Here is a 26,074-nt window from a genome sequence, read left to right on the forward strand (position 1 = left end):
TTCATCTTCGCTTTGCGCTCCGACGTGCTAACGGCGACGCCGTCGGAGGCGCGAGGAGTAGTCGACAGGATTACGAAGTCGAGCGGGAGCACGATGCCCTCGACGCCGCGTGCATGATCCTCATGGAATACGACAAACCGACGCCGTTCCCGGAGAGGCTGACCATTGACGATCTCGCTACAATCTCGCTCTCGCTTCGGTGGGTCGCGATGCCTCGGCACACCGATTCGAATAGCTTCTTCACGAAGATGGTGAGGCAGGTGCTGGAGGTGACTCCGGAGAGCTACCGTCCGGAGGCACGGAAGCGTCTCCGGACGGTGGAACCGGACGAGCTTCCTAACGCCTAATCCTGATCGAACCGTTGCCGCCCGGGGGAGCCGATAAACGATGCCTTTTGTCCGAATGACCGCTGACGGAAACGTCCCCGCGACGCCGGCGGATCTCTATCGCGACGACTTGAACCCTGGCCCGGGCGCAGTGCCGGGGCTCTGGGCTCACCAGTCCGAGATGCTCAAGACGTTCGCCGAACACGAAGGCAAGCCGGACGTCGCCCTGGAACTGCCCATGGGAACCGGAAAAACGCTCACCGGTCTGCTTATCGCTGAATGGACGCGGCGCAAGCGCCAAGCTCGCGTGATCTACGCGGTTCCGACGAAGCAGCTCGCGCGCCAGGTCGTCGCTGCCGCAGGCCCGGAGGACATCCAGACGGCCCTCCTGATCGGGCGGAGCCGCGACTGGCCGAGTGGCGCGCAGGCCGCGTACGAGTCGGCAAGCGCCATCGCAGTCAGTACGTACAGCAGCATCTTCAACACGAACCCCCGGCTGGCGGACGCCGATCTGATCCTGTTCGATGACGCGCATGCCGGCGAACAATACGTGGGCGAGGCGTACGGCGTCAGTATCAACAGGTGGGCGAAATCAGGCGAGTACCACGCGGTGCTCAATGCCGTCGCGCCTGCGCTCGACGGCGTTTTCCTTGAGCGCTTGCGTGCTGGCGACCCCGACCCCAACATCGGCGCTGACGTGCGGATGGTCGTGCCGCTGCGGCAGCCCGGCATGGTCGCGAGCCTCGCGGAGGCGCTGGGCACATGCACTGAATCACAGAGCTACCAATTCGCGATGATCCGGGCCGGCCTCAGCTCAAGCCTCGTGTACGTGGCCTACTCGGGCATCCTAGTGCGCCCGTACATTCCGCCGACGCATCAGAACGCGTTGTTCTCCGGGGCAAGGCAACGCGTCTACCTTTCCGCGACACTAGGCGAGGGCGGGGAGATTGAGCGGGCATTCGGCCGCAGCGGCATCCATCGCCTTGGGCAGCCGACCACCCCGCCCCGCTACGGACGGCGTTTCTTCGTGTTCCCGGAGTTCGTCGAGCAGTCCGATCCCGCGGACCTGGCGCGCGACGTCGTGAAGAAGGCAGGCAAAGCGCTCGTCCTCGCCCCAAAGAAGGACGTCGCGATGGAGGATGCGGCGGCGCTGGCCAAACCCGGGTGGACCATCATGGGCGTCGACGATGTCGCGGACGGGATGGGACCGTTCGCGGCGCTCAAGAACGGCGTGTGCGGGCTGGCCGCTCGGTACGACGGGCTTGATCTGCCCGGTGACAGCTGCCGGCTCGTCGCCCTGGACGGCGTCCCGAACCAGGACAATCTCCAGGAGCGATTCCTTCAGAACCGGGCCCGCGCGAGCGTAGCGCTCGCGGCACGAGTGCGGACGCGCGTGATTCAGGGCGCGGGGCGATGCACGCGCGGCCCGCGCGACACCGCGATCGTACTGGTGCTGGGCGGCGAGCTGTCCCGCTATCTCACTCGCCCCGAAGTCACGCAGGCCCTCGATCCAGAGCTCCAGGCGGAACTGCGATTCGGACGCGAGAACTCGCAGGCGTTCGGCGTCGGAGACGTGATGGAGAACGTCCGTGCGTTCCTCGAGCAGGAGACGGATGACACCTGGCGGGCCGGCGCCGAACCAGTTCTGACTGACTACCGAAAGGAAATGTCACAACACTTGCCGGATGGCACGGCGTCGCTCGCAGCGTGCAGTTCGCACGAAATCCAGGCCTGGGCTGCGGCAACTGCGGAGGGTTGGGCGGAGGCCGCCGTGCATGCGCACGAGGCCGCGCGCCTCGTGGGAGCTGGCGGCCGAGCAAACGCGGGCTACCGGGCATTCTGGCTGTACCTCGAAGCTGTGTGGTCGGATCAGGCCGCAGACAAAGCGGGAGATCAGGCCGGACGCGCGGCGGCGCTCGCGCTCGTCCGACAGGCAGAGCAGGTGCTTGGGCTCGGTTCGTGGGTTCGGCAGATGGCGCCGTTCCCGGCGGCCGAGCGGTCTCCTCTCGCAGCCGTCGATGCGTTGGCAGTCGCCGAGATCGCTGGTCGCCTCGCGGGCGGCGTGAACCAGGCGGCGATCCTCCGGCAGATCGGCGCGATTCAGGCGGGTCTTGCCGAGAGAGACCCCGGCAAGTACGAGCCGGCGCTTACCGACCTGGGGAAGATGCTCGGTGCGGCCGCGTTCAAGCCGAAGCCGAACGGGCGTTGCGACTCGGTCTGGCCGTGGGGCAACGAGCTGTGGCTTGCGGTCGAGGCGAAGAGCGACCATGAGCCGACGGGCGTCGTGCCGCACAAGGACATCCGTCAGGCGAACGACCAGCTCCGTCTCCTTGCCGCGGATGCTGGCCTCGACGCGGCCCCTCTCGGGAGCGCCACGATCGTTGTCTCACCCAAGCCGGGAATCCACGGGGACGGAATCGCCGGAGCAGAGAGCCACGTACATTTCGCCGCGCCGTCGAGCATCGCCGAAATCGCGCACGATGCCGACTCTGCCTGGTCTGACCTCCTTGCGAAGTCCTCAGGACGCACAGAAGCGCAGCTTAGGGAGCTTGTCGCGGACACGTTCAACAGCCGCGGAATCCTCCCCTCCCAGGTGCACGACAGGCTCACGCGGGATCCGGTCAACGCCAGGGCGGAGTAGAAACCGCTGATGCTTGACGCGGTGAGGCTCGTTGTCATAATGAGGGGCACACAAGGGGGACCACAAGCATGCGCTTCTCAGGAGCCTTCGAAATTGAGCGGACGGATGAGGGCGACTGGTTCGATCCTCACCTGACCATTGACACGAAACTCTTCGCGGTACGACAACCGGCGTCCCGTTGTCGATGCAGAGCTCGATCGACTGGCGACTGAGATAGGACTCATCCCCGTCGAGGTCATGGGGCGTCCAGTCCCGCCTTCGGCGCGACGAACGACGAAGCGGCTCAACCCCGGCAACAAGAAGCGGAAGCGATGACGTACTCAGATATCGTTACCGCGGCGAGGAGCGGACATGCTTCGATTTCAGTGGCCCAAGTACTAGCCGATCGGAGTCTCGGATCCTGGTATTACGTCGCGGCGGGCACGGTGGACTCGAGCTCACGGTACAAGTTGCCTGATCGTCAGAACGAGTCAGCGCGGCAAGCGGAATGGACGGGGTTAAGTGTCGAAGGGTAAGCGGAACAGGACCACGAGACAGCGTGCGCGCCAAACCTCGTCACTGACTGATCATCAACGCAGGGGCAAGGTACTTACCCCGCCGATGATGACGATCCCAAACATGACCCTCGTGCCTTGGGCCAAAGATTCGCTACCCAATTGCCTGTGGCTCTGCTGGCAGGTCAGCTCTGAGGAGTACTTCGATGTTTTCGCCACCTCGAAGTATCTGGACGAGATCGAGACAGGGCTTGGGGGCGACAGGACGGACTTTCCTGACAACTGGCTTCTCACCGGCAAGCTCTCAGACTTCGAAGCAATTCCGGAGGCCGCACGGTCGGGCCTGCTTGAACACCTGGTCACGGTGGGCGCTTACGACATCATCTTCCCCGAAGAGTTCGCGATGGCCCTCGCGATGTACCCGGAGGCACCGGGGCGCTGGCTAGTTCAACCATGGTTAGACACCGGATCGGTCATAGATCCCGCGATCGCAGAGCGGGGGCTTCGCGATGTCGTCGGTAAGGCTTTAGACGGCCGAGGCAACGTCGCGACTCGAGCTAAAGCACTCCTGTTCCGCCAGATGGTGAAAGCCGGTCGAGTGTCCTTCTCGGACAAGGTCATGACGGACGAGCTTATGGAAGCTTTCCGCAAGTATCCGAGAGACGCCGATGACGAGCAGAAGGCCCGCGTGGAATCCCATGTGCGGGCGGCATTTCTCGCGATGGAGTCAATGTCAGACGGCGAGTTGGAATGGCCCGCGAGGTTCTGGCGCGCCAACTGGAATCTCTACGCTTGCCAACTATCGAAGACTGAGCCAGCCCCTGAGGTCCTCGACGGCCGGTCGGATGAGGCGCGTGACTCGCTGCGAGAGCTTCGCGAGATGGTGGAGGCGCTCTGGACCGGCTTTGCCGAGGCTGCGAAGACGACCGACCCCGACCTCTATTCCCCTCATCGCTTTGAGGTTCTCACAGGTCTCGTTGGACGCGCGCTCCGGCTAGTTCGAACGATTGCGGGGTACCCGCTCATGTGGACCATGGAGCACGGAGCACCGGTTCTGCGAGCGCTCGTCGAGTCTCGAATCATCATCCGCTACCTCGTTGCCCACGACGATCCCGAACTGTACGAAAAGTTCCGAGCCTACGGAGTGGGACACCTCAAGCTCCTCAAGCTCCACATGGAGGATTTCATCGACGCCGCGGGAGAGGCCGGCGACGGCATGAAGAACTACCTCAAGCTGATCTCGGCCTACGTGAACCGCGACCAGTACGAGGAGTTCGTCAGCATCGATGTCGGCGGCAACTTCGCCGGTATCGACATGCGGAGGATGGCTGATGAGACCGACCTCGGTGACGACTACCGATTGCTGTTCCAACCTGCGAGCAGCAACGTCCATGGGGAGTGGGGCGCGATCGACATGAACGTGTTCGAAACCTGCCTCAACCCGCTACACCGTGATCATCGAGTCCTCGCGGACAGCGATCGCACAATCGTCGGACCGATTTTTCTGTATGACCTCGTGGACTATGCGAGGACGCTCACCGAGGAGTATTTCACGGCGGTGGGTGCGAACCATCCGACCGGAGGAAGCCACGGGGCTGAACAAGCGTAAGCTTCAGCAGGCAAGCGTGAGCTAGCGCCTTCGGCAGGCAAGCGCCCGCCGCCATCCGAACGGTGCAGGGGCCCCGCGATCCTTTGCGCACGGGGGCTCCGACTCTGCGAAAGCTCCGCGGCAAACTTGATCCAATTCGCGGGCTCGGCCTTGCCTGCCCCTAGCGGCCGGTCGGCGGACGAAGCGTAACTCCCGTGGCGATGATCGCGACACGCATTGTTTCTTGGTTCACGTTGAGGCGCTTGGCGACCTGGGAGAGCGAGAGGCCGGATTCGTAGAGACGCGCCGCATCGCTCACCTGATCGGGAGTCACCGACTGGCGGCGAACCACGATCCGAGCATCGCGAAGTATCCGGAGGATGGTGGACTTGGCGACACCAAAGTCGGCCGCCAGCGCAGTGGAGGTCACGCCATCCTTGCGGCGCGGGACAACAACCGCCCGATCTTCGCCACTCAGTCGGTTCCACCCGCGCTTCACGCGAGGCTGGAGACTTCGCGCAAAACCCCCGATAGAGGTGGAAACCTTGCGAAGTTGAGCCGCCGTAACAGAGGCCGTCGATTTCTTGGAACAGAGGTAGACAATGTCGACAGTCGAGGCCCGGATTCCCGCAGAAATGTGGGGGTCCGGGCCTCCTGTCGTTCGTGGATTCCCTCGGCAGACCAAGTGGGCGGCTGGAGCGATCCGGAGTCATTCGAAGTTTTCGTCCGCGAGTCTCGCGCGGCTGTCGGGCGATGCACCACTGTATCCGCGCTCGTTGCCTGACCGCGGCCGCCACCGCGCTCGTCCGCAGCTAGTCAGAGGGGCGGGAGTCAGCCGATCTTCACCCAGGTACCGCACCTGTTCGTCTCGAAGTCCTGTCCCTGGTTGATCGTCACCGTGAGCACGCCTGTTGCCCCGAGGTCGTTCTGCACGATGTCGTCGTAGTTGGTGCCCGACGTGTACACCGCCCAGTAGCAGCGGGAGTTCGTGTTCTCCGTGCGGTAAGTGCCAGCCTCCATCGAGACGCCGACCGTGTACTTGCCACCGGTCAGCGACGTCTGCTTCACGAAGTTCTCCTTCGCGGTGATCGCGTCTTCGCGCCCCTTCACCGCCGCCTCGCGGTCACCGACAGATTTCTCTGCTGCGGCTACGGTCTGCTCACGCTGCGTGAGCTCCGTCTGCGGCACAAGGTTCTTTACGGCGCGGTCGCGATCGGACTCGGCCCGGGCGAGGCTCGATTCGAGCTTCGAGATCGTCTCCGACTGCTGAATTCCTCGCTGGCGCAGCACCTCCCAGTTCGCTGCGTTCTGCGCCGCGATGCTGGTTGCGACAACGGTTCCGACGATGCCCAGGATGGCGATCACAGCGACAGTGACCACCCCGGCGCGCACTCTGAGCGGCGCCAGGTGCCACATGCGCTTCACCCCGGGCTTCGGTGGAACGACGGCGGGCTCGGTGCTGATCGTGGGCGCGCTCATTGTCGTTCTCTTTTCGATGGTGCCCGCGTCCCCCAATGGGCGGGCGTCGCCTCACGATAGCGACATCGTTTCGATCCTGCGGAACGCGATACCGAACCGTGACGCGTGTGCAGGCTCGCCGTCCGTCCGTCGCGATCCGTCGGGGCGTGGGTCCGCCTCAGGGGAACGACACCCGCACCAGCGGCCTGGCCTCGACCCACTCCTCCAGCGGTGGGAGAGCCGGCCGCGAGGAGCGACCGGCGTAACTACGACACCAGCCTCGGTCGGTTCACGCAGATGGATCCCACCGGTCAGGAGGCCAACCCGTACATCTACGGGAGCCCCAACCCGATGAACGGATCCGATCCCAGTGGGACTAGGTGGGTGTCCGCAGCCCTCGAGTACGGAGCCGCCGCCGTCGATGCCTGGGTGAACGGCACCATAATCGGAGAGGCATCGTCCGGCAGCTTGGGCTGGAACGATGTCGGCCCGAGCATCGTCGGAGGCCTCACCCGTGCAGCTTGTTTTGCTGGCGTGACCGCTTCGGCCCCCCTCACAGCAGGCGGGACGGCGCTTCTCGGGCTTGGATGCGCTGGATTCGGGGAGCTCGTCGGGAGAACCGCGGGAGGTGTGTTCTACGGTGAGCGGTGATGCCCATGGATAAGCGACGGATTCTCTTGTACACCGCACTGCTGATGTTGCCGGTGGCTATGGCGGTAACGGGTTTCATCTTCCTCGTGGTCGGCATCAAGACCGTGAGCGCGGCTGGAGACATGCAAACGGTCCTAGCTCCCGTTCTTGGTGGCTCGGCTCTCCTGCTCATCGCAGTCGCCACTGCTGTGGTGGTGATTCGGAACGACCGTAAGCAGTACCGCGAAATGATGGCAGGTGTAGCGCGAGACGAGGAACCGGAGTGATTTGTCGGACGGCCCACGATCTCGACTCCGCGAGCAGCGCGCCACACGGCGTATCGCCCCTGGCGTCCGCAGCAAACCGCGGCTCCCGGGTTCGTCTCGACGAAGGCGCGGGCCCGTGAGCGAGAAGGGCGGTGTAGGCGAACTGGCGTGAGCACAGGGCGACAGCGTGAGGCACCACGCGAACCGGACCCGGAAGTCCATCACCCACGAGAACCGCGAAACGCGATCGCTATCCGACCGTCGTCGTATGGAAACACCGCGCGGTTCTACTGGACTGCATGGACAACGCGTCAGCCCTTGCACCGGTGGATCGTGACCGGGTCTCGACCCGTGTCAGCCTAGCTCTCCTCGGCGTCCGCAGCGACGCCCCCGTGCGCCGCACGGGTGGGGCGGGCCCGAGCGATGACGGTCACTTCGTCGTCGACGGGGAGGGGGCGGCGATCCCCCTCAACCCGAACAGTCCGTACGTCGTCACGGCGGCCGGCCGGCTGACACGCGACGGCGCCGACCTCGGGTTCGACGTCGCGCCGGTCGTGCGGCCCCGGTTCTACGATCTCGAGACGGCCGAGGGGGTGGCCTACGACAAGATCGCGAAGCTGCACGGGAAGAACGTCCTCGCCACGACCGTCGTGCAGACGTGCGTCCGCTACGACGAGAGCGAGCGCTGTCGCTTCTGCGCGATCGAAGCATCCCTGGATGCCGGCACGACCATCGCGGTCAAGACGCCGGCGATGCTCGCCGAGGTGGCCGAGGCCGCGGTGCGTCTGGACGGAGTGACGCACATGGTCATGACGACCGGTACCTCCAACGGCTGGGACCGCGGCGCCAAGCATCTCGCCCGCTGCGTGCGTGCGGTGAAAGCCGCCGTGCCGCAGCTCGAGATCCAGGTGCAGTGTGAGCCGCCCGCCGATCTCCAGGCCATCACCGACCTCTACGACGCGGGCGCCCGGTCCATCGGCATCCATGTCGAATCCATGGACGACGACGTGCGTCGGCGATGGATGCCGGGGAAATCCCGCCTCAGCATGGACGAGTACCGCGCCGCGTGGCGTGAAGCGGTGCGGGTGTTCGGCTGGAACCAGGTGTCGACGTACCTGATCGTCGGCATGGGGGAGGACCCCGACGAAGCCGTGGAGGGCGCCCGCGAGCTCATCGAGATGGGCGTGTACCCCTTCGTCGTCCCCTTCCGTCCGCTGAAGGGCACGCTCGCGACCGACATCGACAAGGTCCCGGCTCCGCATCGCGCGGTCGTCGACGACATCACCTCCCGCGTGGCAGGCCTGCTGCATGCCGCTGGGATGCGCGGCGAGGACCAGCGCGCGGGCTGCGCCGCGTGCGGGGCGTGCAGCATCCTCAAGACGGCGGGCGCGTGATGTTCGACGTGCCGGTGCTCACCGGTTCGCGCGCGCGGCTCGAGGTGCCGGCGTGGGAGATCCACGTCGCGGACGACGCCCGGACGCGCGCCTACCGCGCACTCCGGCGTGACGTCTTCGTCGACGAGCAGGGGCTCTTCGACGCGAACGACCACGACGACATCGACGACGATCCGCGCACCGTGGTGCTGGTCGCGGTGACTCCGGCGGGAGACGTCCTGGGCGGGGTGCGTCTCGCCCCCGCGACGACGCGCGACATCGGATGGTGGACGGGAAGCCGTCTCGCGGTGCGGCGCGGCGCGCGCCACGCCGGGGGCATCGGATCCGCCCTGGTGCGCGCGGCGTGCCGCGAGGCCGTGGCCCGCGGGGTCGTGAGATTCGAAGCGACCGTGCAGGAGCGCAACGAGCCGCTCTTCCGGCACCTCGGGTGGGAGCGCTGGGGCAAGGCCACGGTCGCGGGCGCGCCGCACGTGCGGATGCGCTGGCCCATCGACCGGTTCGCAGCCCTCGTGCGGGCCACCAAGAACCCCCTCGGCGAGGTGCTGTCGGGCATCCGCGACGATCACCCCGACGGTCTCGGCGGCGCCGGCTGGATCGGTGACGACGGGGCCCTCGTCTCGGGAACCGACGTCGTCGTGGCCACCGACGCGATCCTCCCCGCCCTCATCGACAAGGACCCGGAGTGGGCCGGCTGGTGCGGGGTCCTGGTCAACGTCAACGATCTCTCGGCGATGGGCGCGCACGCGGTGGGACTCATGGATGCCGTGTCGGCGCCCACGGCATCCGCGGTCCGTCGCATCGTCTCGGGACTCCGGAGTGCCGCGGTGGCGTGGGGCGTCCCGATCCTCGGCGGACACACCCAGTGGGGTGGGGCGTCGTCGCTCGCGGTCACGGCGATCGGTCGGACCGCCCACCCCGTCCCCGGGGGAGGAGGGCGGCCCGGTCAGCGGCTGGGCCTCACGGTCGACCTGCACGGACGTTGGCGGCGCGGGTTCGAGGGCCGCCAGTGGGATTCGACCTCCACCCGCACCGGCGCCGAGCTCCGCCATCTCGCGGGCGTCATTCCGGAGCACCGCCCCGCGGCGGCGAAAGACGTCAGCATGGCCGGGATCATCGGGACCGCGGCGATGCTCGCCGAGGCATCCGGGACCGGCGCGCGCATCGACGTCGCCGAGGTCCCCGCCCCCGACGCCGCCGCGTTCGGCGACTGGCTCACCTGCTTCCCGGGCTTCGGCATGCTCACCGCGGACGCCCCGCCGATCTCGTCGCCGCTCGCGACGTCGTCGACGATCGGCGCGCTCACCGCTGCTCCCGGGGTGGTGCTGCGGTGGCCCGACGGCGTCGAGACCGTCGCCGTCGACGCCGGTGCCACCGGCCTTGGCGAGGCGTAACGCAACCTCATTCCGGCAGAAACCAATCCGAAACATCCCACCGCGATTCTGATATCAGAACGCGCTCCATCCCCGGCTCCACCGACGTGAAGGACACGACCATGACCACCGACATCGACGCTCAGATCGCCGAGAACATCGCCAAGTCGCTCGGCGAGGTGCCCCACCCGGCCCTCCCGAAGGGCAGCAACATCTACGGCTCGACCAAACTCTTCCCCGACTTCCAGGCCGAGGACGGCGAGACCTACTTCACGCTCATCCACGGCATCCCGCACGAGTCCTCGGTCAGCTTCGTCGCGATCCTCCAGGCGACGCGGGCTTTGCGGAAGGGCTTCGAGTCGGCGATCTACCTGTACGGCCCCGGCACCCTGGCCGCGACCGCCAACCGCGGCTTCCCGACCACGGGCGACGCGGGCTTCCCCGGCGAACTGAACATGAACAACTCGCTCGAGACGTTCATCAAGGAGGGCGGCACGGTCTACTGCTGCCGCTTCGGTCTCGCGCTCCACGGCATCCGGGAAGAGGACCTCATCGAGGGCGTCATCCCCGCGCACCCGCTCGACGTGCAGGACGCGCTCATCTACTACGCGCGCAAGGGCGCGATCATCAACTCGACCTACAACCTCTGAGGCGCGCCATGTCGATCACCGTCGCCTCCGTCTCGGCGAACTTCACCCGGGATCTGGAGCAGAACTACGCGCTCATCGCCGATCTGATGGCCGAGGCGCGGGCCGCGGGAGTGTCGTTCCTGGCGTTCCCCGAGGCCGCGATCGGCGGGTACCTCTCGTCGCTCGGCAACCACGGCGACACGATCAAGACCACGACGAAGTCGATGCCGCCCGCCATCCGGCTCGACGGCCCCGAGATCGCCCGCGTGCAGGAACTCGTCGGCGACATGATCGTCACGATCGGGTTCTGCGAGCTGGCCGACGACGGCGAGACGCGGTACAACGCCGCGGTGTGCCTGGACGGCGAGAACATCTACGGCTCGTACCGCAAGGTGCATCAGCCGCTGGGCGAGAACATGTCGTACTCGGCCGGTGACACCTACCAGGCGTTCGACACCCCCGTCGGACGCGTGGGGATGCAGATCTGCTACGACAAGGCATTCCCCGAGGCTGCCCGCATGCTCGCCCTCGACGGTGCCGAGATCGTCGTCAGCATGTCGGCCTGGCCGGCGGCCCGCACCGCGACCGCGGAGAACCTGCAGGACGACCGGTGGACCTACCGGTTCAACCAGTTCGACATCGCGCGCGCCCTCGACAACCAGGTGTTCTGGATGGCATCCAATCAGTCGGGCACCTTCGGGTCGCTGCGGTACGTCGGCAACGCCAAGGTCGTCGACCCGGGCGGCAACATCCTCGCCACGACCCTGCTCGGGACCGGGCTCGCGATCGCCGAGATCGACATCGAGGACACCTTCCGGGCGATGCGCGGGGGGATGTTCCACCTGCGCGACCGTCGCCCCGACGTCTACGGCCCGGTCGCCGAGACCACCGGCGCGCACGTCGAAGGATGGAAGGGGCTGGCCCGTGCCTGAGATGCGCTTCGCCGTCCGCTGGCCCGACGGTGCCGAGTCGTCGCACTACTCGCCGAGCCTGGTGATGCACGACTACCTCTCGACGGGGGAGAGCTACGGCGTCGCCGACTTCGTCGCGCGCTCGAGCGAAGCTCTGGATGCCGCGGGCGAGCGCGTGCGCGCCGCGTACGGCTTCGCGTGCACGTCGGCGATGGCGTCTCGCGACGAGATCGCCCGGACGGCGGCCGCCTACGGCGCCGGCGAGGTCACGGTGCTCCGCATGGAGCCGCCCCTTCCGGCGGTGGCGTCGTGATCCCCGTCGAGCTCCGGGCGGGCGACCACTATCCCGCCGTCATCGTCGGCGGCGGGCAGGCGGGCCTCTCGGTCAGTTGGCATCTCGTGCAGGCGGGCGTGGAGCACGTGGTCATCGAACGGGAGTCGGCGGCGCACGAATGGCGCGACGGCCGCTGGGACAACTTCACCCTCGTGACCCCGAACTGGCACTGCCGCCTCCCCGGCTACGCGTACGACGGCCCCGACCCCGACGGGTTCATGACCCGCGACGAGGTCTACGCCTGGGTCCGCGGCTACGCCGACGGCTTCGACACGCCCGTCGCCGAAGGAGTGGAGGTGCGGCGGGTCGACCGCCGCGACGACGGGGTCTTCGTCGTGCAGACCAGCGTGGGGGAGATCACCGCCGACACCGTGACCTCGGCGACCGGGGGATACCACCGGCCGATCACCCCGTCGTGGGCCGGCGCCCTGCCCGATCGGATCGTGCAGATGCACTCCCACCACTACCGCAACGCCGGTCAACTGCCGGGCACGGTGCTCGTGGTGGGCACCGGGCAGTCGGGGACGCAGATCGCCGAGGACCTCCACCTCGAGGGACGCCGAGTGCACCTCGCCGTGGGGCGCGCCCCGCGCGTGGCGCGGTTCTACCGAGGCCGCGACTGCATGACGTGGCTCGCCGACATGGGCGTCTACGACGTACCGGCCGGTGCGCAGGCCGCGGCGAAACGCGCCGCGACCAATCACTACGTCACCGGCCGCGACGGGGGGCGCGACATCGACCTGCGTCTGTTCGCGGCGCAGGGAATGGGCCTGCACGGGCGGGCGATCGGCATCACCGACGGCACTCTCGCCTTCGACGACACGCTCGCGGCTGATCTCGACCACGCCGACTCGGTGGCCGAGTCGATCAAGAACGACATCGACGCCTATATCGCCCGCGAGGGGATCGAGGCCCCGACCGAGGAGCGCTACCGACCGGTGTGGGCGCCCGACGGGGGTCCGACGACGCTCGACCTCGACGACATCGACGCGGTGGTCTGGGCGATCGGCTTCCGCGCGGACTGGTCGTGGCTCGGCGACCTCGGCGTGCTCGACGTGAGCGGCCACCCCCAGCACGAGCGGGGGATCACCACGGTGCCGGGATTCTCGTTCGTGGGGCTGCCGTGGCTGCACACGTGGGGGTCGGGGCGCTTCCACGCGATCGCCCGGGATGCCGAACATGTCGCCGCCTCGATCGTCGCGGCGTCGCGGGACGTCCTCGCGGTGCGCTGAGCGACTACCGCGTACTCTCGGGGAATGGCATCCGTCACGATGGCTGCGGTGGCGGCCCATTTCGGTCGCGACGTCGAACGCACGCTCGCCAAACTCCCCGGCATCGTCGAGGACGCCCGCGGGCGCGGGGTCGATCTGCTCGTGCTGCCGGATGCCACGATCGGCGGCTACCTGCTCGACCTCCACCACCCGGTGGAGGAAGGCGACGGCATCCCGCACTCGGTCGAGATCGACGGGCCCGAGACGGCGGCGATCATCGCCCTCGCCGGCGACATGACGGTGTGCTTCGGGATCGCCGAACGCGCGGTCGAGAACGGTCGGAAGCGGCGCTACAACACGGCGGTGTGCGTCACCGGCGACGGCGTGCTCGGTGTACATCGCAAGGTGCACCTGCCGCTGGGGGAATCCGACGTGTACGCCGCGGGCGAGGAGTTCCGCGCATTCGACACCCCGGTCGGACGGATCGGCATGCTCATAGACTTCGACAAGACGTTCCCCGAGGCGGCGAGGTCGGTGGCGCTGGACGGCGCGGAGATCATCGCGTGCCTGAGTGCGTGGCCGGCCAGCGTCACCGATCGCTCCGACCGCATCCGCAACGACCGCCAGGCGCACCTGTTCGACCTGTACGACTGCGCGCGCGCCGCCGAGAACCAGGTCTACCTGGTGTCGTCGAATCAGACGGGCGTCCTCGGCGGACTGCGGTTCCTCGGCCAGGCGAAGGTCGTCGACCCCGCGGGCGAGATCGTCGCCAAGACCTGGGCGAAAGGCGGCCTCGCCGTCGCCGAGGCCGACGTCTCCGCCGACGTCGCCCGGGCGCGACGCTCGCTCAACCACCTCGCCCAGCGTGCCGAGCACGCCTACCGGCTGACCGCACCGGCGTAGACCGCCCGCAGCCGCGGAAAGGACGATCATGCGCATCGCGCAACTGACCTACTCCACCAAACCCCGCGGCGGGGTCGTGCACACCCTGGCGCTCGCCGAGGCGCTCGCCGCGCGTGGCCACGACGTCGAGGTGTGGACGCTCGGGCGCGGCGACGACGCGGCGTTCTTCCGTCCGGTCGACCCGCGGGTGCGCGTTCGCGTGGTGCCGTTTCCTCCGCGTGACGGCGAGGGCGTGGGCGAGCGCATCGAGCGGTCGATCGAGCTCCTGGCCGCCGCGCTCGACACCGAGGCGGACGTCGTGCACGCGCAGGACTGCATCTCGGCGAACGCGGCGCTGCGCCGTGGCATCCCGGTCGTCCGGACGATCCATCACCTCGACGCGTTCACGACCCCCCAACTCGTCGCCTGCCACGACCGCGCCGTGATCGAGCCGGTGGCTCGCCTGTGCGTCTCGCACGCGGTCGCGCGGGAGGTGGAGCGCGACTACGGCGTGCGTCCCGCGGTCATCGCGAACGGGGTGGATGCCGAGCGCTTCGGAGCCGCGGCCGGCGGCGACGGGGAGGCGGGACGCGCCCGGTGGGCATCGCAGCTCGGCGACTACATCCTGGCGCTCGGGGGGATCGAACCGCGCAAGGGCTCGATCGATCTGCTCGAGGCCTACGCCGCGGTGCGGACCACGCGCCCCGACGTCCGGCTGGTGTTCGGGGGCGGCGAGACGCTCTTCGACTACCGCGACTACCGCGTTCGGTTCGAAGCGCGGGCAGCGGAGCTCGGCATCGAGCCCACGGTCCTGGGACCCGTCGACGACGACGCCCTGCCCTCCCTCGTCGCCGCGGCCCGCGCCCTGGCGTTCGTCTCGACGAAGGAGGGCTTCGGTCTCGCCGCGATGGAGGCTCTCGCGGCATCCGTGCCCGTCGTGGCGCGCGATCTGCCGGTGATCCGCGAGGTGTTCGGCGACACAGTGCTCTACGCCTCGACCCCGACGGAGATCGCCGAGCGGTTCGACGCGCTCCTCGGCGGTGGCGCGGCGACGGACACCCCGGCGGGGGTCGCCCTCGCCCGCGCGCACACGTGGGACCGCGCCGCGCGAGCGCACGAGGAGTTCTACGCGCGCCTGCCGATCGGCAGCCCCTGATGGCGACGCGAACCTTCTCGGCGATCCTCGCCGCCCGGGCCGCGGCCGACCCCGACGAGCCGATCGTCGTCGATGCGGAGGGAACGATGACGGCGGGGGAGTTGGATGCCGCTGCGTCGACGCTCGCGCACGCACTCGTCGACCGCGGTGTCCGGCAGGACGACCTCGTGTCGGTGTCGCTCCCGAACGGCCGCGACATGGTCACGGCGTGCTTCGGGATCTGGCGGGCGGGGGGCACCCCGCAGCCGCTGTCGAGCGACCTCACTCCGTCGGAGCGGGCCGATCTCGAGGCGCTCGCTCACCCGGCCGCCGCGATCGGCGGGCAGCCCTCGTCGGATCGCGTCGCCTGGCTGCCCGATGTGCGCCTGCCCGCGCGGACCGGCCCGCTTCCCGACCTGGCGGCGTCGTGTTGGAAGGCGCCGGCGAGCTCGGGATCGACGGGGCGACCGAAGATCGTGCGCGCGGCAGCACCCGCGACCCTCGACCCGTCGCGACCGGTCGCCGAGTTCCTGCCCCGGAAGGCGACGCAGATCGTCGCCGGGCCGCTCTGGCATTCCGCGGTCTTCACGTACGCGTTCCGCGGTCTGCTCACGCAGCATCGCCTGGTGATCCTGGACCGCTTCGACGCGGCTCGCTGGATCGACGCGGTCGAGGCGAATCGAGCAACGTGGGGACTGCTCGTGCCGTCGATGATGGCGCGGTTGTTGCGACTCCCACCCGAGGTGCGCGCGGTCGAGCGGGTCGCGAGTATGGTGAGCGTGCTGCACATGGGCGCGCCGTGCGCCCCGGCCCTCAAGAGCGCGTTCCTCGACTGGATCGGGCCCGAGCGCGTCGACGAGGTGTACGCCGGCAGCGAGTCCAACGGCCTCACCCGCATCACCGGCAAGGAATGGCGGGAGCGCCCGGGGAGCGTGGGGCGACCCATCGCAGGAACGGAGATCCGCGTCCGCACCGAAGACGGCACAGACGTCTCCGCCGGCGAGAGCGGTCTGGTGTGGATGCGACGGGGCGACGTGGCGGCGTACTCGTACGTGGGCGCGTCATCGCGCCGTGACGACGACGGGTGGGACACGCTGGGCGACATCGGACACGTGGATGCCGACGGCTATCTGTTCCTGCACGACCGAGCGGACGACATCATCAACCGCGGCGGCGACAAGATCGCTCCCGCCCTGGTCGAGGCTGCGCTGGAGTCCCACCCCGCGGTGGAGGAAGCCGTGGCGTTCGGCGTTCCCGACGACGACCTGGGGCAGGTCGTGCACGCCGCGGTCCGCCTCTCCGACCCCGGAGCCCTTCCGCTCGTTCTGGCGGAGGCTCGGTCCGGGCTCGGTCGCCGGGCGCCCGTCGCCCTCCACCTCTGGCCGACGCCGCTACGGAACGCCGCGGGGAAGGTGCGGCGGTCGGCGCTCGCCGCGCGCATCGGTGAGGCGGGGACGACGCGCTGACGAGCGACCGCTGAGGGGGCGCGACGCGCGTGCTCGTGCGCGTCCCCCGGGTGGCGATCGCGGCATCCATGTCTCGTTCCTACTCTCCGATGAGCGTCCAGCACGACCGGCGCGACGCGCGTCGTCATGTGGCGAGGTGGCGGAGGAACACCTCCAACGCGTCCAGTCGCTCCTTGGGCGACCCGGAGATCTCCGCGATCCGCACGTGCTCGCCGACCACCTCGGCGTCGTCGATCAGATCCAGGAGCGCGTCGTTCATTGCCTCGCGGAGCTCGGGGTACTCGTCGGAGGGGAGCGGGATGCCGTCCCGGGCCGACAACGGCAGCACGACCAGGGCATCGACGGACTGCATCGCCGAGATCACGAGGGCGGAGGCTCGTTCGCGAACGCGCGCGTCCAGGTCCGTTCCCGTCAGCTCGGCAAGGGCGACGAGATAGGCGAGGAAGTCCAGCGGGCCGCGTTCCGCAATGAGGTTCGGGGCGCCGTCGGTGATCAGGCGATCCGCCGCGATCCGCAACTGGGCGGCGAAGAGCGCTGCCGACGGGGTGTCGCCCGCGTCCTCAGCCTCCTCGAAGGCATCCGGCAGGACGACGAAATCGGGATGCCGAAGGTGGAAATCGGAGATGAGGGTGCTCTTGCCACTGGCGTGGGTTCCCGAGACGACGATGCGCATGGCGCGAGACTACTGAGCCGCGTCCCTGGCGGCTGCCGTCGCGGCGGGCCAGGATGTGCTCATCACCTCGTTCGCAGCGCGGACGAGCGACGAAGGGAGCCGGGGATGGCCGAGGGAACCAGGGATGACCCGTGGGTGCTGCGGACCCCGCCGGGCAGCTCGGAATACACCCTGTATCGCGACGGCGACGAGCTGATCTGCCAGGTCGGCTCGACGAAGCTGACGTACCAGGCGCGTGCGATCGAGGATCTTCACGCGTGGCTCGTCTCCCAGCGCGACTGGGTTCCGCTGGGAGCCGCGGATGAGCAGAAGCCCTCGGCCGCGGGAACGGTCGAGGAGTGGGGGCGCTCCGAGAGCAACCCCGTCGGCGGCTGGTACGGCACACGCAAGGGCTACCGCGGGCGCTTCGGGATGTATCTGCCGCCCCTGCTCGAGGAGCTGGGGCTCGCGGAGCTGACCCACGACGCGCGGAACAACCGCATGCGCGCGATCTGAGTGCCCGGCGCGTCAGTGAGCCTCCGTGGCCGACTCGGAGCCGCCCTCGAGCCGCCCGCGGATGACCGCCGTGATCTCGGCGAGGGCGTCGAGCTGCGCCGGAGTAAGGGCGTCGACGACGAGTCGTCGCGCCGTCTCGATGTGCCGCGGAGTCGCGCGGATGAGGTCGCGACGGCCGTCCGCGGTGAGTCGGACCTCGGTCGCGCGCCGATCCTCCGCGGAGGCGAACCGCTCGACCAGCCCGCGCTTCTCTAACCGCGCGCACACGTGCGAGAGGCGAGGGAGGGTGGATGCCGTCTCCGCGGCGAGCGCGGACATGCGGAGCGTCTGCTCGGGAGTGAATCGCAGCACCGTGAGCACGGTGAACTCGAAGTGGGTCAGTCGCGAGTCGCGCTGGAGCTGTGCGTCGAGCGCGGCAGGCAGGAGCTGGCTGACGGTGACCAGCCCCACCCACGCCGCCGACTCTTCGGGGGTCATTCGAGGCGCCTGGAATACCACGCGTCCATCCTAAGTTAGTTGTAGCGACAACCAATCACCCGAGCGGTTGAGACGACACGGACGCAGGGAGCACCTCGTGGATCAGGCATCGACACACTCAGCCCCGTCGTGGAGCGCGCCGGCCGTGCCGACTCCCGGCGCGGCGCCGGACGGGACGCGCATGGACACCGTCGAGCTGCTCGTCAGCGACCTCGACGCGATGACCGACTTCTACCGGCGCGCGGTGACGCTCGACGTCCTCGACCAGACCGGAGCCACCGCGACCCTCGGGCGCGGCGGTCTCGCGTCGATCGTGCTGCGGCAGGAGAAGGACCTGCCGGGCCGCGACAGTCGCGGCGCCGGGCTCTACCACACCGCCATCGTGTTCCAGGATCAGGCGCGGCTCGCTTCCGCCCTGGCATCCATGGCCCAGCACGCCGGGCAGTTGTACGAAGGCTCCGCCGACCACCTCGTCAGTGAGGCGTTCTACTTCCACGACCTCGAGGGCAACGGACTCGAGCTCTACCGCGATCGCCCGCGCGACGAGTGGACGGTCCACGCCGACGGCAGGGTGCAGATGGGGGCGGAGTTCCTCGACCCGAACCAGTTCCTCCAGCGCTGGTACGACCCCGAGGCCGGAGAGGATGGCACGGATGCCACGGCCGCCATCGGACACGTGCACCTCCAGGTGGGGGATATCCCGACGGCGCGCCGCTTCTACCAGGGCATCCTCGGGTTCGACGTGACCGCGGACCTGGGGTCGGCGCTGTTCCTCTCCGCCGGCGGGTATCACCACCACCTCGGCATGAACACGTGGCACAGCGCCGGCGCCGGGCCCCGCGCCGCGACCCTGGGGCTCGGCGACGTGCGCATCCTCGTGCCCACCCGCGACGACGTCGAGGCGTTCGCCGAACGCGTGCGCGACCACGGCATCGCCGCGGCCGACGACGGTCGCACCCTTCGGCTCAGCGACCCGTGGGGGACGCGCCTCGCGATCGCCCCCGAACTCGGGTGACGACCCGCCGCGCCGCGGCTAGTGCGCGCGCGCGACGCGGGTCGAGCGTCCCCGGGTGATTGCGAGGGCGACGACGGCCACGACGGCTGCCGCGAGCATGACGATCGCCAAGGGCGCCGCGGTGCCCTCGCCGCCGACGCCCACGAGCGGGGAGACCAGGGCGGCGAGTCCGAACTGCAGGGCGCCGAGCACCGCCGAGGCGCTGCCGGCGACCTGGGGGACCGCGCCGAGAGCCAACGCGGTCGCGTTGCCGAACACCAAGCCGAGCGACCCGATCGCCGTGAGCAGCGGCACCGCGAGCCACAACGCGGGCGCGCCCGAGAAGACGAGGACGGCGAACGCGATCGTCGAGGCCGTCACGAGCCCGAGCCCGAGCGTCAGGACGCTTTCGACCGACCGGGTCGCGGTGAGCTTGGACGACAGCACGCTCACGGCCATGAGCGCGAGCGCGTTCAGGCCGAACAGGAGGCCGTAGCCGACGGTGTCGAGTCCGAGCATGTTCTGGTACACGAACGGGGATGCCGAGATGTACGCCATCATCACCGCGAACCCGAAGGCGAACACCATCGTGTAGCCCAGGAACGCCCGCGATCGCAGCGCGCGCAGGGGTGACCCGGAGGCGGCGCGCTCGGCGCGCAGCGCGTCGCGGCGCGTCCGCAGGTGCGTCTCGCGCACGACCACGAGCACGGAGACGAACATCGCGACCGACAGGCCGAGGACGATCATCAACAGGCCTCGCCAGCCGAGCGGCCCGGTGAGCAGTCCGCCCAGGAGCGGGGCCACGACCGGGGCGACGCCGCCGACGAGCATCATGAGCGAGAACGCGCGGGCGGCGGACTTCCCGGTGGCGAGGTCGGAGATGACGGCACGGCCGATGACCATGCCGGCCGCGCCGCCGAGACCTTGGAACAAGCGCGCGGCGATGAGGACGCCGACATTCGGTGCGAAGACGGCGACCACGCTCGCGACGACGCAGAGGGCGGCTCCGAACACGAGGGGCGGCACGCGACCGAATCGGTCGGACAGCGGACCGAAGACGAGCTGGCCGGCGGTCACGCCGACGAGGAAGGCGGTCAGCGTGAGCTGAACGGCCGTCGCGGACGCGGTCAGGTCGGTCGTCATCTGCGGGAAGGCCGGGAGGTAGAGGTCGGTCGCGAACGGGGCGACGGCGCTCAGGAGGCCGAGGACGAGCAGGAGAGGCGTCGTGATGTCTCTCGACGGCGAGGAGGAGTCGGCCGCGGGGACGCGGAGGGAGGCGGTGTTCGTCGTCATAGTTATGAAAGCATAACTGATTTCTCTCCGATGGTACAGTGGCCCGGTGCAGCCCGTGGTCTCCGATGGTGTCCTCGCCGCGTTCGCCGACGTCGTCATGCGTATCGCGCGTGAGATCGATCCGAACGGTCCCCACGGACTCGACATCGTTCCGCTCACCGGGACCGAGGCGCTCGTGATGCGGTGGGTGCACCACAATCCGGGCACCTCGCCGAGCGCCGTGGCCGAGGCCACCGCGCTGCAGCGCAGCAACTGCAGCGTCGCGCTCCGCTCGCTGGTGGCGAAAGGCATGATCGAACGCCAGACGGCGCCGGATGACGCGCGGGCGGTCCGCCTGCTGCCCACCCCCCTCGCCGACCGGAGCGTGGAGAAGCTGCACGCCTACTGGGCCGAGCGGCTGCGCTCCGCTCTCGACGACGACCAGAAGGGGTTCGCGGATGCCGCCGAGCTCCTGATCCGCGTCGAGGACGGGCTGCGCCGCCACCCCGCGGCACCCGTCTCGGACTGAACCGGTTCCTCGGCGCGCCTCGCGCGGGTGTTACGTCCGGCTACGCCGCGGATCGCCCGCACCCACGGCATCCCGTAGCTTCATCTCACCGAATCCCTCGAAGGCAGGTGAAGCCATGTCCCGCACGATCTCGTCGACAGTCCACCCGATCCAGCGCTGCATGGCGTCCGCCAACCCGAGCGCCTGGTGGGACGGTCTGGTCGTCGCCGCCGACGGCGCCGGCGTGTCCCTCGCCCTGCTCGATGGATCGACGGTGCGCCTGCGGGTCGTCGGCCCGTCCGTCGACATCGCGGTGGGGGAGCCCGTGGCCTACCACCCGGTCGCGGAGCTGCTCAGCGCGTCGGCGGTCGTGACCACGGCTCGCGTGGTCTGAGCCCGGACGTCCGTCGGCCGCCGCGTCAGCGCCCGCGGAATGTCGGCTTCCGCTTTGCCTGGAACGCCGCGAACCCCTCGCGATAGTCGTCGGTGTCGCACAGCTCGGCCTGAGCGCGGTTCTCCCGCTCCAGCGCCTCCCAGAACCCGACCCGCGGGTCGCGCAGGCGGGCGACGAGCCGCTTGCTCTCGAGGAACGCGCGGGTGGGGCCGGATGCCGCCGTCGTCGCGGCACCGTGCGCGACCGCCTGCAGGTCTTCCGGGGGCAGTGCGCGCGAGAACAGTCCGGAGCGCACCGCTTCCTCGCCCGACATGAGCTGCCCCGAGTAGATGAGATCCAGCGTCCGGTGCGTGCCGAGCCGGTCGAAGAACAGCGCGTGTCCGCCCGAGTCGAGCGTGGCGCCGAGGGCGGCGAACGGCGAGCCGATCTTGGCGTCGGCGGAGACGTACACGACATCCGTCGCGATGAGCAGCCCCAGTCCGACGCCGAGGCTCGCCCCCTGCGCCGCCGCGAACGTCGGTGCGGGGAACTCCGCCATGCGCCGCAGGAGCGGGGTGAGGAGGCCGTCGAGATACCCCCGGACGTCATCGCTCCGCGGGTCGACCTCCGAGATGTCGCGGCCGGCGCAGAACGCGCGGCCCTCGCCGCGCAGGAGCAGCGCCCGCACGCCGTCGGCTTCGGCCCGCGCGTAGGCCGCGTCGAGATCGCGCAGGGCCTGCTCGTTCAGGGCGTTGAGCTTCCCGGGACTGTTCAGGGTGATCACGGCGAGCGTGGCATCCGTCCCGGCTTCTTCGAGGGCGTAGTCGATCACGGGAGCCTCACACGTCGTAGTCGACGACGACGCGATCGCTCGTCGGGTGGGACTGACAGGTCAAGACGTACCCGCGCTCGAGTTCGTCGGGTTCGAGCGCGTAGTTCTCGGTCATGTGGACGCTCCCGGACACCACCCGTGCACGGCACGTGCCGCACACCCCGCCCGCGCACGCGAACGGAACGTCCGGACGCGCCCGCAGGGCCGCCGTGAGGATCGACTCGTGCGCGCTGACGGGGGATGTCACGGTGGCCGAGGTCCCGTCCAGGGTGACCTCGATCGACCGCACGGGTTCGTCGTCGCGCACCACGACGGGTGTGCCGCCCGAGCCGCCCGACGGAGCCTCTCCGGTCGTGAACAGTTCGAAACGCACGTCCGCGGCGGCGACGCCGACGCTCGCGAGCACCTCGCGACACAGCTGGACGAGGTCGAGCGGGCCGCACAGGAACCACTCGTCGACGGTCTCGGGACGCACCAGCGACGACAGGATCAGGCGGAGCCGGTCCTCGTCGATCCGCCCCGAGAGCACGGGCGCGGTTCGCTGCTCGCGGGAGAGCACGTGGTGGATCGCGAACCGCGTCGGGTAGCGGTCCTTCAGGTCGGCCAGTTCGTCGACGAACATCACGTCTGTCGACGAGCGGTTCGTGTACAGGAGGGTGAACGTCGATGTGTCCGACGCGGCGAGGAAGGATGCCGCGAGCGCCATGATCGGCGTGATCCCGGAACCCGCGGCGATGCCGACGATGTTTCCCGTCGACACGTCGGGCCGCATCGAGACGAACGTGCCCTGCGGGCTCATCACGTCGATCTCGTCTCCGGGGCGCAGCTGCGTCTGCGCCCAGGACGAGAAGCGTCCGCCGGGGTCGCGTTTGATACCCACGGCCAGCATCCCCGGGGTCGGGGGGCGGCAGATCGAGTAGGACCGCCGGACCTCCTGACCGTCGATCGTCGCGCGGAGGGCGACGTACTGCCCGGGGGCGTAGTCGAAGGCGTCGGTGAGGGCCTCGGGCACGGTGAACGTCACCTCCACGGCATCCGCCGTCAGGGGTCGGACGTCGGCGACGCGCAGAGTGTGGAATCGCGCCCGGCGGCGCCCGGTCGTGCGGACCTCGGTCATCGTCATGCTCAGTGCACCTTGAAGTGGTCGAAGGGTTCCCGGCACTCGACGCACTCGTAGAGCGCTTTGCACGAGGTCGAGGCGAAGCGGGAGATCTCGCGGGTGTCGAGTGATCCGCAGCGCGGGCACCGGACGCCGATGCGCAGGCGGATGGGCCCCACGGCGGCGCGACCCGTCGGCGGGGCGATGCCGTACTCGACGAGCTTGCGCTTGCCGGCGTCGGTCATCCAGTCGGTCGTCCACGCGGGGGCGAGCACGGTGCGCACGCGCACGTCGTCGAAGCCGGCGTCGGTCAGGGCGAGGACGAGGTCGGCGCGGATGGTGTCCATCGCGGGGCACCCCGAATACGTCGGCGTGATCGTGACGACGACGGCTCCTTCGCGCATCTCGACGTCGCGCAGCACCCCGAGGTCGTCGATGGTCAGCACGGGAACCTCGGGATCGCAGACGGATGCCGAGACCCGGCGCGCCCGGTCGAGGTCGGTGTCGGCGCTCACCACGTCGCCCCCGGGTGCTGCCGTGCGAGGACCTGCATCTCGGCGAGGAGGAAGCCGAGGGTCGGGAAGTGCCTTCCCTCGCGCCCCCCGCCCGAGGCGATCGGTGACCGGGGGACGTCGAGCCCCTCCTCGGCCAGCACCGCGTCGATGACGCCGTCGAACCGGCTCCGCAGACGCGACGGGCGCACCGCCACCCCCTCGAGGTCGTCGATGAGCGCGTCGTCGCGGAACAGCTCGTCGACGTACGGCCACATGTCCGTCAGGCCTGCGATCATGCGCTCGCGGGAGAAGGCGGTGCCGCCGGCGAGGCGCAGGGTCCACTGCACGGCGTGATCGCGGTGGTAGTCGACTTCCTTCACGGCCTTGCCGGCGATGGCGGCGAGCCCGGGATCGGCGGATGCCGCGAGCTCGCTGTACAGCTCGTACTGGTACACCGAGGCGATCAGCTGACGTGCGATGGTGTGCGCGAAATCGCCGTTGTCCTGCTCGAACAGCCACGCGCACCGGAACTCGGGCTCGTCGCGGAAGTAGGCGAGATCGTCCTCGCTGCGTCCGTCGTACGACCCGGCGAAACGCAGGAGCGATCGGGCGTGTCCGAGCAGGTCGAGGGCGATGTTGCCCAGTGCCACGTCCTCCTCGAGTTCGGGGGCGTTCGCGATCCAGCGCGAGAGCTGCTGCGAGAGGATCAACGCGTCGTCGCCGAGGCGCAGGGCGTACTCCGCGACCTCTGCGGTCCGCGCCCGCTCGGCCGCGCCCTGCAGTTCGTCGGACAGCGTGTGCACGTCGACCGACACGTCGCCGTGCGGATCGTCGATGTCGGTCGTGTCGTGGGCGGTCATAGGTGGGGCACCCCCTCCGACGCCGTGTAGTGGACGGCGTGACGGTAGTTCTTGCCCGCGGGCGACTCGAAGAACGCGCCCTTGGATCCGGGATCGCTGGTCGTGACGGCATCCGAGGGGACGACCCAGATCGAGACGCCTTCGCTACGCCGCGTGTAGAGATCGCGGGCGTTGCGGACGGCGAGATCGGCATCGGGCGCGTGGAGCGAACCGACGTGCACGTGGCTCAGGCCGCGGTTCGCGCGGACGAAGACCTCCCACAGCGGCCAGGTCTCGGTGGGGTCACCGCCGGGCGTGGGCATCAGGCCGCCGCCTCGGTCGTGACCGCGGACTTCTTCGCGGCGTACGCGGCGGCCGCTTCGCGCACCCAGGCGCCCTGCTCGTGCGCGTCGCGACGATTCTGGATGCGCACCGCGTTCATCGGCCCGCGACCGGCGATGACCTCGTGGAACTCGGTCCAATCGATCTCGCTCGTGTGCCAGCGCTCCTCCTTCTCATCCCAGCGCAGTTCGGGGTCGGGGAGGGTGACGCCCAGGACCTCGGCCTGCGGGACGAGCATGCCGATGAACCGCTGACGCAGTTCGTCGTTGGAGAACCGCTTGATCTTCCACGCCGTGGACTGCGCCGAGTTCGGCGACTGGTCGTCGGGCGGGCCGAACATCATGAGCGAGGGCCAGTACCAGCGGTCCACGCTCTCCTGCGCCATCGCCCGCTGGGCCTCGGTGCCGCGCATCAGTGTCAGCAGGATCTCGAAGCCCTGCCGCTGGTGGAACGACTCCTCCTTGCAGATGCGGACCATTGCGCGTCCGTACGGCCCGTAGGACGCCCGGCACAGCGGCACCTGGTTGCAGATCGCGGCGCCGTCGACGAGCCAGCCGATCGCGCCCATGTCGGCCCAGGTGGGGGTCGGGTAGTTGAAGATCGAGGAGTACTTGGCTCGGCCCTCGATGAGCTGGCGGGTCATCTCGTCGCGGGTGATGCCGAGCGTCTGCGCGGCGGAGTAGAGGTACAGGCCGTGGCCCGCCTCGTCCTGGACCTTCGCCATCAGGATCGCCTTGCGCGCGAGGCTCGGCGCGCGGGTGATCCAGTTCCCCTCGGGCTGCATCCCGATGATCTCGGAGTGCGCGTGCTGGGAGATCTGGCGGATGAGCGTCTTCCGATACGCCTCGGGCATCCAGTCCCGGGGCTCGATGCGCTGATCGGCGGCGATGAGCGCATCGAACTCATCTTGGAGTTCGGTCGGAGTGGGTGCGGTCATTGTC

General features: G+C 69.1%; 28 protein-coding genes. 17 read left to right on the forward strand and 11 right to left on the reverse strand.

The genetic code is table 11. The features are described from left to right. Positions 1-402 precede the first annotated feature (402 nt). Together P8R59_RS12450 and P8R59_RS12455 are read left to right on the forward strand one after the other, a co-directional pair. A complete protein-coding gene (locus tag P8R59_RS12450) occupies positions 403-2,967 on the forward strand; it encodes a DEAD/DEAH box helicase (protein WP_278101322.1) in 2,565 nt (854 codons plus the stop codon). A gap of 618 nt (positions 2,968-3,585) precedes the next feature. Next, positions 3,586-5,070 (forward strand): DUF5677 domain-containing protein, encoded by a 1,485-nt coding sequence (locus tag P8R59_RS12455; protein WP_278101323.1) that lies wholly within the window; start codon positions 3,586-3,588, stop codon positions 5,068-5,070. Positions 5,071-5,230: 160 nt separating this feature from the next. Here P8R59_RS12455 and P8R59_RS12460 read toward each other — a convergent pair whose 3' ends face one another. Next, positions 5,231-5,479, reverse strand: a complete 249-nt coding sequence (locus tag P8R59_RS12460) for a helix-turn-helix domain-containing protein (RefSeq protein ID WP_278101324.1) — start codon at positions 5,477-5,479, stop codon at positions 5,231-5,233. A 401-nt stretch (positions 5,480-5,880) separates the two neighbouring features. After that, complete coding sequence (locus P8R59_RS12465) at positions 5,881-6,528, reverse strand: hypothetical protein (RefSeq protein ID WP_278101325.1); 648 nt, start codon at positions 6,526-6,528, stop codon at positions 5,881-5,883. 210 nt (positions 6,529-6,738) lie between these two features. On the opposite strand from P8R59_RS12465, the gene P8R59_RS12470 reads away from it, so the two are divergent. The 11 genes from P8R59_RS12470 to P8R59_RS12520 all read left to right on the forward strand — a co-directional run bounded on the left by P8R59_RS12470 (position 6,739) and on the right by P8R59_RS12520 (position 16,735). Further along, entirely contained in the window at positions 6,739-7,158 is a 420-nt protein-coding gene (locus P8R59_RS12470; RefSeq protein WP_278101326.1) for an RHS repeat-associated core domain-containing protein, read from the forward strand. After that, positions 7,158-7,424 carry a hypothetical protein gene (locus P8R59_RS12475; RefSeq protein ID WP_278101327.1) on the forward strand — a complete coding sequence of 89 codons (267 nt, stop codon included), beginning with the start codon at positions 7,158-7,160 and terminating at the stop codon, positions 7,422-7,424. The genes P8R59_RS12470 and P8R59_RS12475 overlap by 1 nt, the downstream gene beginning before the upstream one ends. A gap of 278 nt (positions 7,425-7,702) precedes the next feature. Beyond that, complete coding sequence (locus tag P8R59_RS12480) at positions 7,703-8,797, forward strand: MSMEG_0568 family radical SAM protein (RefSeq protein WP_278101328.1); 1,095 nt, start codon at positions 7,703-7,705, stop codon at positions 8,795-8,797. Further along, the gene (locus P8R59_RS12485) at positions 8,767-10,188 is read left to right on the forward strand and encodes an MSMEG_0567/sll0787 family protein (RefSeq protein ID WP_278101329.1); all 1,422 of its coding nucleotides are present in this window, start codon (positions 8,767-8,769) and stop codon (positions 10,186-10,188) included. The genes P8R59_RS12480 and P8R59_RS12485 overlap by 31 nt, the downstream gene beginning before the upstream one ends. Before the next feature lie 101 nt (positions 10,189-10,289). Continuing rightward, entirely contained in the window at positions 10,290-10,817 is a 528-nt protein-coding gene (locus P8R59_RS12490; RefSeq protein WP_077052596.1) for an MSMEG_0572/Sll0783 family nitrogen starvation response protein, read from the forward strand. An 8-nt stretch (positions 10,818-10,825) separates the two neighbouring features. Then, positions 10,826-11,728 (forward strand): carbon-nitrogen hydrolase family protein, encoded by a 903-nt coding sequence (locus P8R59_RS12495; RefSeq protein ID WP_278101330.1) that lies wholly within the window; start codon positions 10,826-10,828, stop codon positions 11,726-11,728. A 1-nt stretch (position 11,729) separates the two neighbouring features. Beyond that, the gene (locus P8R59_RS12500) at positions 11,730-12,020 is read left to right on the forward strand and encodes an MSMEG_0570 family nitrogen starvation response protein (RefSeq protein WP_278103823.1); all 291 of its coding nucleotides are present in this window, start codon (positions 11,730-11,732) and stop codon (positions 12,018-12,020) included. Continuing rightward, positions 12,017-13,273 carry an MSMEG_0569 family flavin-dependent oxidoreductase gene (locus P8R59_RS12505; RefSeq protein WP_278101331.1) on the forward strand — a complete coding sequence of 419 codons (1,257 nt, stop codon included), beginning with the start codon at positions 12,017-12,019 and terminating at the stop codon, positions 13,271-13,273. The genes P8R59_RS12500 and P8R59_RS12505 overlap by 4 nt, the downstream gene beginning before the upstream one ends. Before the next feature lie 24 nt (positions 13,274-13,297). Continuing rightward, positions 13,298-14,155: a carbon-nitrogen hydrolase family protein gene (locus P8R59_RS12510; RefSeq protein WP_278101332.1), complete on the forward strand. Its 858-nt coding sequence runs from the start codon at positions 13,298-13,300 to the stop codon at positions 14,153-14,155. Positions 14,156-14,183: 28 nt separating this feature from the next. Beyond that, complete coding sequence (locus P8R59_RS12515) at positions 14,184-15,290, forward strand: MSMEG_0565 family glycosyltransferase (protein ID WP_278101333.1); 1,107 nt, start codon at positions 14,184-14,186, stop codon at positions 15,288-15,290. Next, the gene (locus P8R59_RS12520) at positions 15,290-16,735 is read left to right on the forward strand and encodes an AMP-binding protein (protein ID WP_278101334.1); all 1,446 of its coding nucleotides are present in this window, start codon (positions 15,290-15,292) and stop codon (positions 16,733-16,735) included. The genes P8R59_RS12515 and P8R59_RS12520 overlap by 1 nt, the downstream gene beginning before the upstream one ends. 124 nt (positions 16,736-16,859) lie before the next feature. Here the strand turns inward: P8R59_RS12520 and P8R59_RS12525 are convergent, their stop codons facing one another. Then, entirely contained in the window at positions 16,860-17,408 is a 549-nt protein-coding gene (locus P8R59_RS12525; RefSeq protein ID WP_278101335.1) for an AAA family ATPase, read from the reverse strand. Positions 17,409-17,513: 105 nt separating this feature from the next. Here P8R59_RS12525 and P8R59_RS12530 point away from each other — a divergent pair, with 105 nt between their 5' ends. Next, positions 17,514-17,903 (forward strand): DUF6855 family protein, encoded by a 390-nt coding sequence (locus tag P8R59_RS12530; protein WP_278101336.1) that lies wholly within the window; start codon positions 17,514-17,516, stop codon positions 17,901-17,903. Positions 17,904-17,915: 12 nt separating this feature from the next. Here the strand turns inward: P8R59_RS12530 and P8R59_RS12535 are convergent, their stop codons facing one another. After that, positions 17,916-18,380 carry a MarR family winged helix-turn-helix transcriptional regulator gene (locus tag P8R59_RS12535; RefSeq protein ID WP_278101337.1) on the reverse strand — a complete coding sequence of 155 codons (465 nt, stop codon included), beginning with the start codon at positions 18,378-18,380 and terminating at the stop codon, positions 17,916-17,918. Positions 18,381-18,561: 181 nt separating this feature from the next. On the opposite strand from P8R59_RS12535, the gene P8R59_RS12540 reads away from it, so the two are divergent. Next, entirely contained in the window at positions 18,562-19,395 is an 834-nt protein-coding gene (locus P8R59_RS12540; protein WP_278101338.1) for a VOC family protein, read from the forward strand. Between the two features lie 18 nt (positions 19,396-19,413). Here the strand turns inward: P8R59_RS12540 and P8R59_RS12545 are convergent, their stop codons facing one another. Continuing rightward, positions 19,414-20,667 carry a multidrug effflux MFS transporter gene (locus P8R59_RS12545; RefSeq protein ID WP_278101339.1) on the reverse strand — a complete coding sequence of 418 codons (1,254 nt, stop codon included), beginning with the start codon at positions 20,665-20,667 and terminating at the stop codon, positions 19,414-19,416. Positions 20,668-20,713: 46 nt separating this feature from the next. Between P8R59_RS12545 and P8R59_RS12550 the strand changes: the two genes are divergently transcribed. Together P8R59_RS12550 and P8R59_RS12555 are read left to right on the forward strand one after the other, a co-directional pair. After that, positions 20,714-21,175 (forward strand): MarR family winged helix-turn-helix transcriptional regulator, encoded by a 462-nt coding sequence (locus P8R59_RS12550; protein WP_278101340.1) that lies wholly within the window; start codon positions 20,714-20,716, stop codon positions 21,173-21,175. A 115-nt stretch (positions 21,176-21,290) separates the two neighbouring features. Beyond that, a complete protein-coding gene (locus tag P8R59_RS12555) occupies positions 21,291-21,548 on the forward strand; it encodes a nuclease (protein ID WP_278101341.1) in 258 nt (85 codons plus the stop codon). Positions 21,549-21,573: 25 nt separating this feature from the next. On the opposite strand, the gene P8R59_RS12560 is transcribed toward P8R59_RS12555, so the two are convergent. Genes P8R59_RS12560 through paaA form a run of 6 tightly spaced genes read right to left on the reverse strand, consistent with a single transcriptional unit; the run spans position 21,574 to position 26,070 of the window. After that, positions 21,574-22,359 (reverse strand): enoyl-CoA hydratase/isomerase family protein, encoded by a 786-nt coding sequence (locus P8R59_RS12560; RefSeq protein WP_278101342.1) that lies wholly within the window; start codon positions 22,357-22,359, stop codon positions 21,574-21,576. 7 nt (positions 22,360-22,366) lie between these two features. Beyond that, positions 22,367-23,476, reverse strand: a complete 1,110-nt coding sequence (paaE, locus tag P8R59_RS12565) for a 1,2-phenylacetyl-CoA epoxidase subunit PaaE (RefSeq protein ID WP_278103824.1) — start codon at positions 23,474-23,476, stop codon at positions 22,367-22,369. An 8-nt stretch (positions 23,477-23,484) separates the two neighbouring features. Then, the gene (gene paaD, locus P8R59_RS12570) at positions 23,485-23,973 is read right to left on the reverse strand and encodes a 1,2-phenylacetyl-CoA epoxidase subunit PaaD (RefSeq protein WP_278101343.1); all 489 of its coding nucleotides are present in this window, start codon (positions 23,971-23,973) and stop codon (positions 23,485-23,487) included. Beyond that, entirely contained in the window at positions 23,970-24,812 is an 843-nt protein-coding gene (gene paaC, locus P8R59_RS12575) for a 1,2-phenylacetyl-CoA epoxidase subunit PaaC (RefSeq protein WP_278101344.1), read from the reverse strand. The genes paaD and paaC overlap by 4 nt, the downstream gene beginning before the upstream one ends. Continuing rightward, a complete protein-coding gene (gene paaB, locus P8R59_RS12580; RefSeq protein ID WP_077052584.1) occupies positions 24,809-25,114 on the reverse strand; it encodes a 1,2-phenylacetyl-CoA epoxidase subunit PaaB in 306 nt (101 codons plus the stop codon). Before paaB ends, paaC begins: the two co-directional genes overlap by 4 nt. Continuing rightward, positions 25,114-26,070, reverse strand: coding sequence for a 1,2-phenylacetyl-CoA epoxidase subunit PaaA (gene paaA, locus P8R59_RS12585; RefSeq protein ID WP_341210597.1), 957 nt, complete (start codon positions 26,068-26,070; stop codon positions 25,114-25,116). Before paaA ends, paaB begins: the two co-directional genes overlap by 1 nt. Positions 26,071-26,074 lie beyond the last annotated feature (4 nt).

This window comes from Microbacterium proteolyticum, from assembly GCF_029639405.1.
Taxonomy (GTDB): domain Bacteria; phylum Actinomycetota; class Actinomycetes; order Actinomycetales; family Microbacteriaceae; genus Microbacterium.

What these genes read in the sequence shown, in the direction of transcription:
- P8R59_RS12520 (WP_278101334.1), top strand. Translation starts at nt 15,290, where the DNA reads ATGGCGACGCGAACCTTCTCGGCGATCCTCGCCGCCCGGGCCGCGGCC.
- P8R59_RS12490 (WP_077052596.1), top strand. Translation starts at nt 10,290, where the DNA reads ATGACCACCGACATCGACGCTCAGATCGCCGAGAACATCGCCAAGTCG.
- paaE (WP_278103824.1), bottom strand. Translation starts at nt 23,476, where the DNA reads ATGACCGAGGTCCGCACGACCGGGCGCCGCCGGGCGCGATTCCACACT.
- P8R59_RS12500 (WP_278103823.1), top strand. Translation starts at nt 11,730, where the DNA reads ATGCGCTTCGCCGTCCGCTGGCCCGACGGTGCCGAGTCGTCGCACTAC.
- P8R59_RS12555 (WP_278101341.1), top strand. Translation starts at nt 21,291, where the DNA reads ATGTCCCGCACGATCTCGTCGACAGTCCACCCGATCCAGCGCTGCATG.
- P8R59_RS12510 (WP_278101332.1), top strand. Translation starts at nt 13,298, where the DNA reads ATGGCATCCGTCACGATGGCTGCGGTGGCGGCCCATTTCGGTCGCGAC.
- P8R59_RS12540 (WP_278101338.1), top strand. Translation starts at nt 18,562, where the DNA reads ATGGACACCGTCGAGCTGCTCGTCAGCGACCTCGACGCGATGACCGAC.
- P8R59_RS12535 (WP_278101337.1), bottom strand. Translation starts at nt 18,380, where the DNA reads ATGACCCCCGAAGAGTCGGCGGCGTGGGTGGGGCTGGTCACCGTCAGC.
- paaA (WP_341210597.1), bottom strand. Translation starts at nt 26,070, where the DNA reads ATGACCGCACCCACTCCGACCGAACTCCAAGATGAGTTCGATGCGCTC.
- P8R59_RS12475 (WP_278101327.1), top strand. Translation starts at nt 7,158, where the DNA reads ATGCCCATGGATAAGCGACGGATTCTCTTGTACACCGCACTGCTGATG.
- P8R59_RS12465 (WP_278101325.1), bottom strand. Translation starts at nt 6,528, where the DNA reads ATGAGCGCGCCCACGATCAGCACCGAGCCCGCCGTCGTTCCACCGAAG.
- paaC (WP_278101344.1), bottom strand. Translation starts at nt 24,812, where the DNA reads ATGACCGCCCACGACACGACCGACATCGACGATCCGCACGGCGACGTG.
- P8R59_RS12515 (WP_278101333.1), top strand. Translation starts at nt 14,184, where the DNA reads ATGCGCATCGCGCAACTGACCTACTCCACCAAACCCCGCGGCGGGGTC.
- P8R59_RS12545 (WP_278101339.1), bottom strand. Translation starts at nt 20,667, where the DNA reads ATGACGACGAACACCGCCTCCCTCCGCGTCCCCGCGGCCGACTCCTCC.
- P8R59_RS12450 (WP_278101322.1), top strand. Translation starts at nt 403, where the DNA reads ATGACCGCTGACGGAAACGTCCCCGCGACGCCGGCGGATCTCTATCGC.
- paaB (WP_077052584.1), bottom strand. Translation starts at nt 25,114, where the DNA reads ATGCCCACGCCCGGCGGTGACCCCACCGAGACCTGGCCGCTGTGGGAG.
- P8R59_RS12455 (WP_278101323.1), top strand. Translation starts at nt 3,586, where the DNA reads ATGACCCTCGTGCCTTGGGCCAAAGATTCGCTACCCAATTGCCTGTGG.
- P8R59_RS12480 (WP_278101328.1), top strand. Translation starts at nt 7,703, where the DNA reads ATGGACAACGCGTCAGCCCTTGCACCGGTGGATCGTGACCGGGTCTCG.
- P8R59_RS12495 (WP_278101330.1), top strand. Translation starts at nt 10,826, where the DNA reads ATGTCGATCACCGTCGCCTCCGTCTCGGCGAACTTCACCCGGGATCTG.
- P8R59_RS12530 (WP_278101336.1), top strand. Translation starts at nt 17,514, where the DNA reads ATGGCCGAGGGAACCAGGGATGACCCGTGGGTGCTGCGGACCCCGCCG.
- P8R59_RS12525 (WP_278101335.1), bottom strand. Translation starts at nt 17,408, where the DNA reads ATGCGCATCGTCGTCTCGGGAACCCACGCCAGTGGCAAGAGCACCCTC.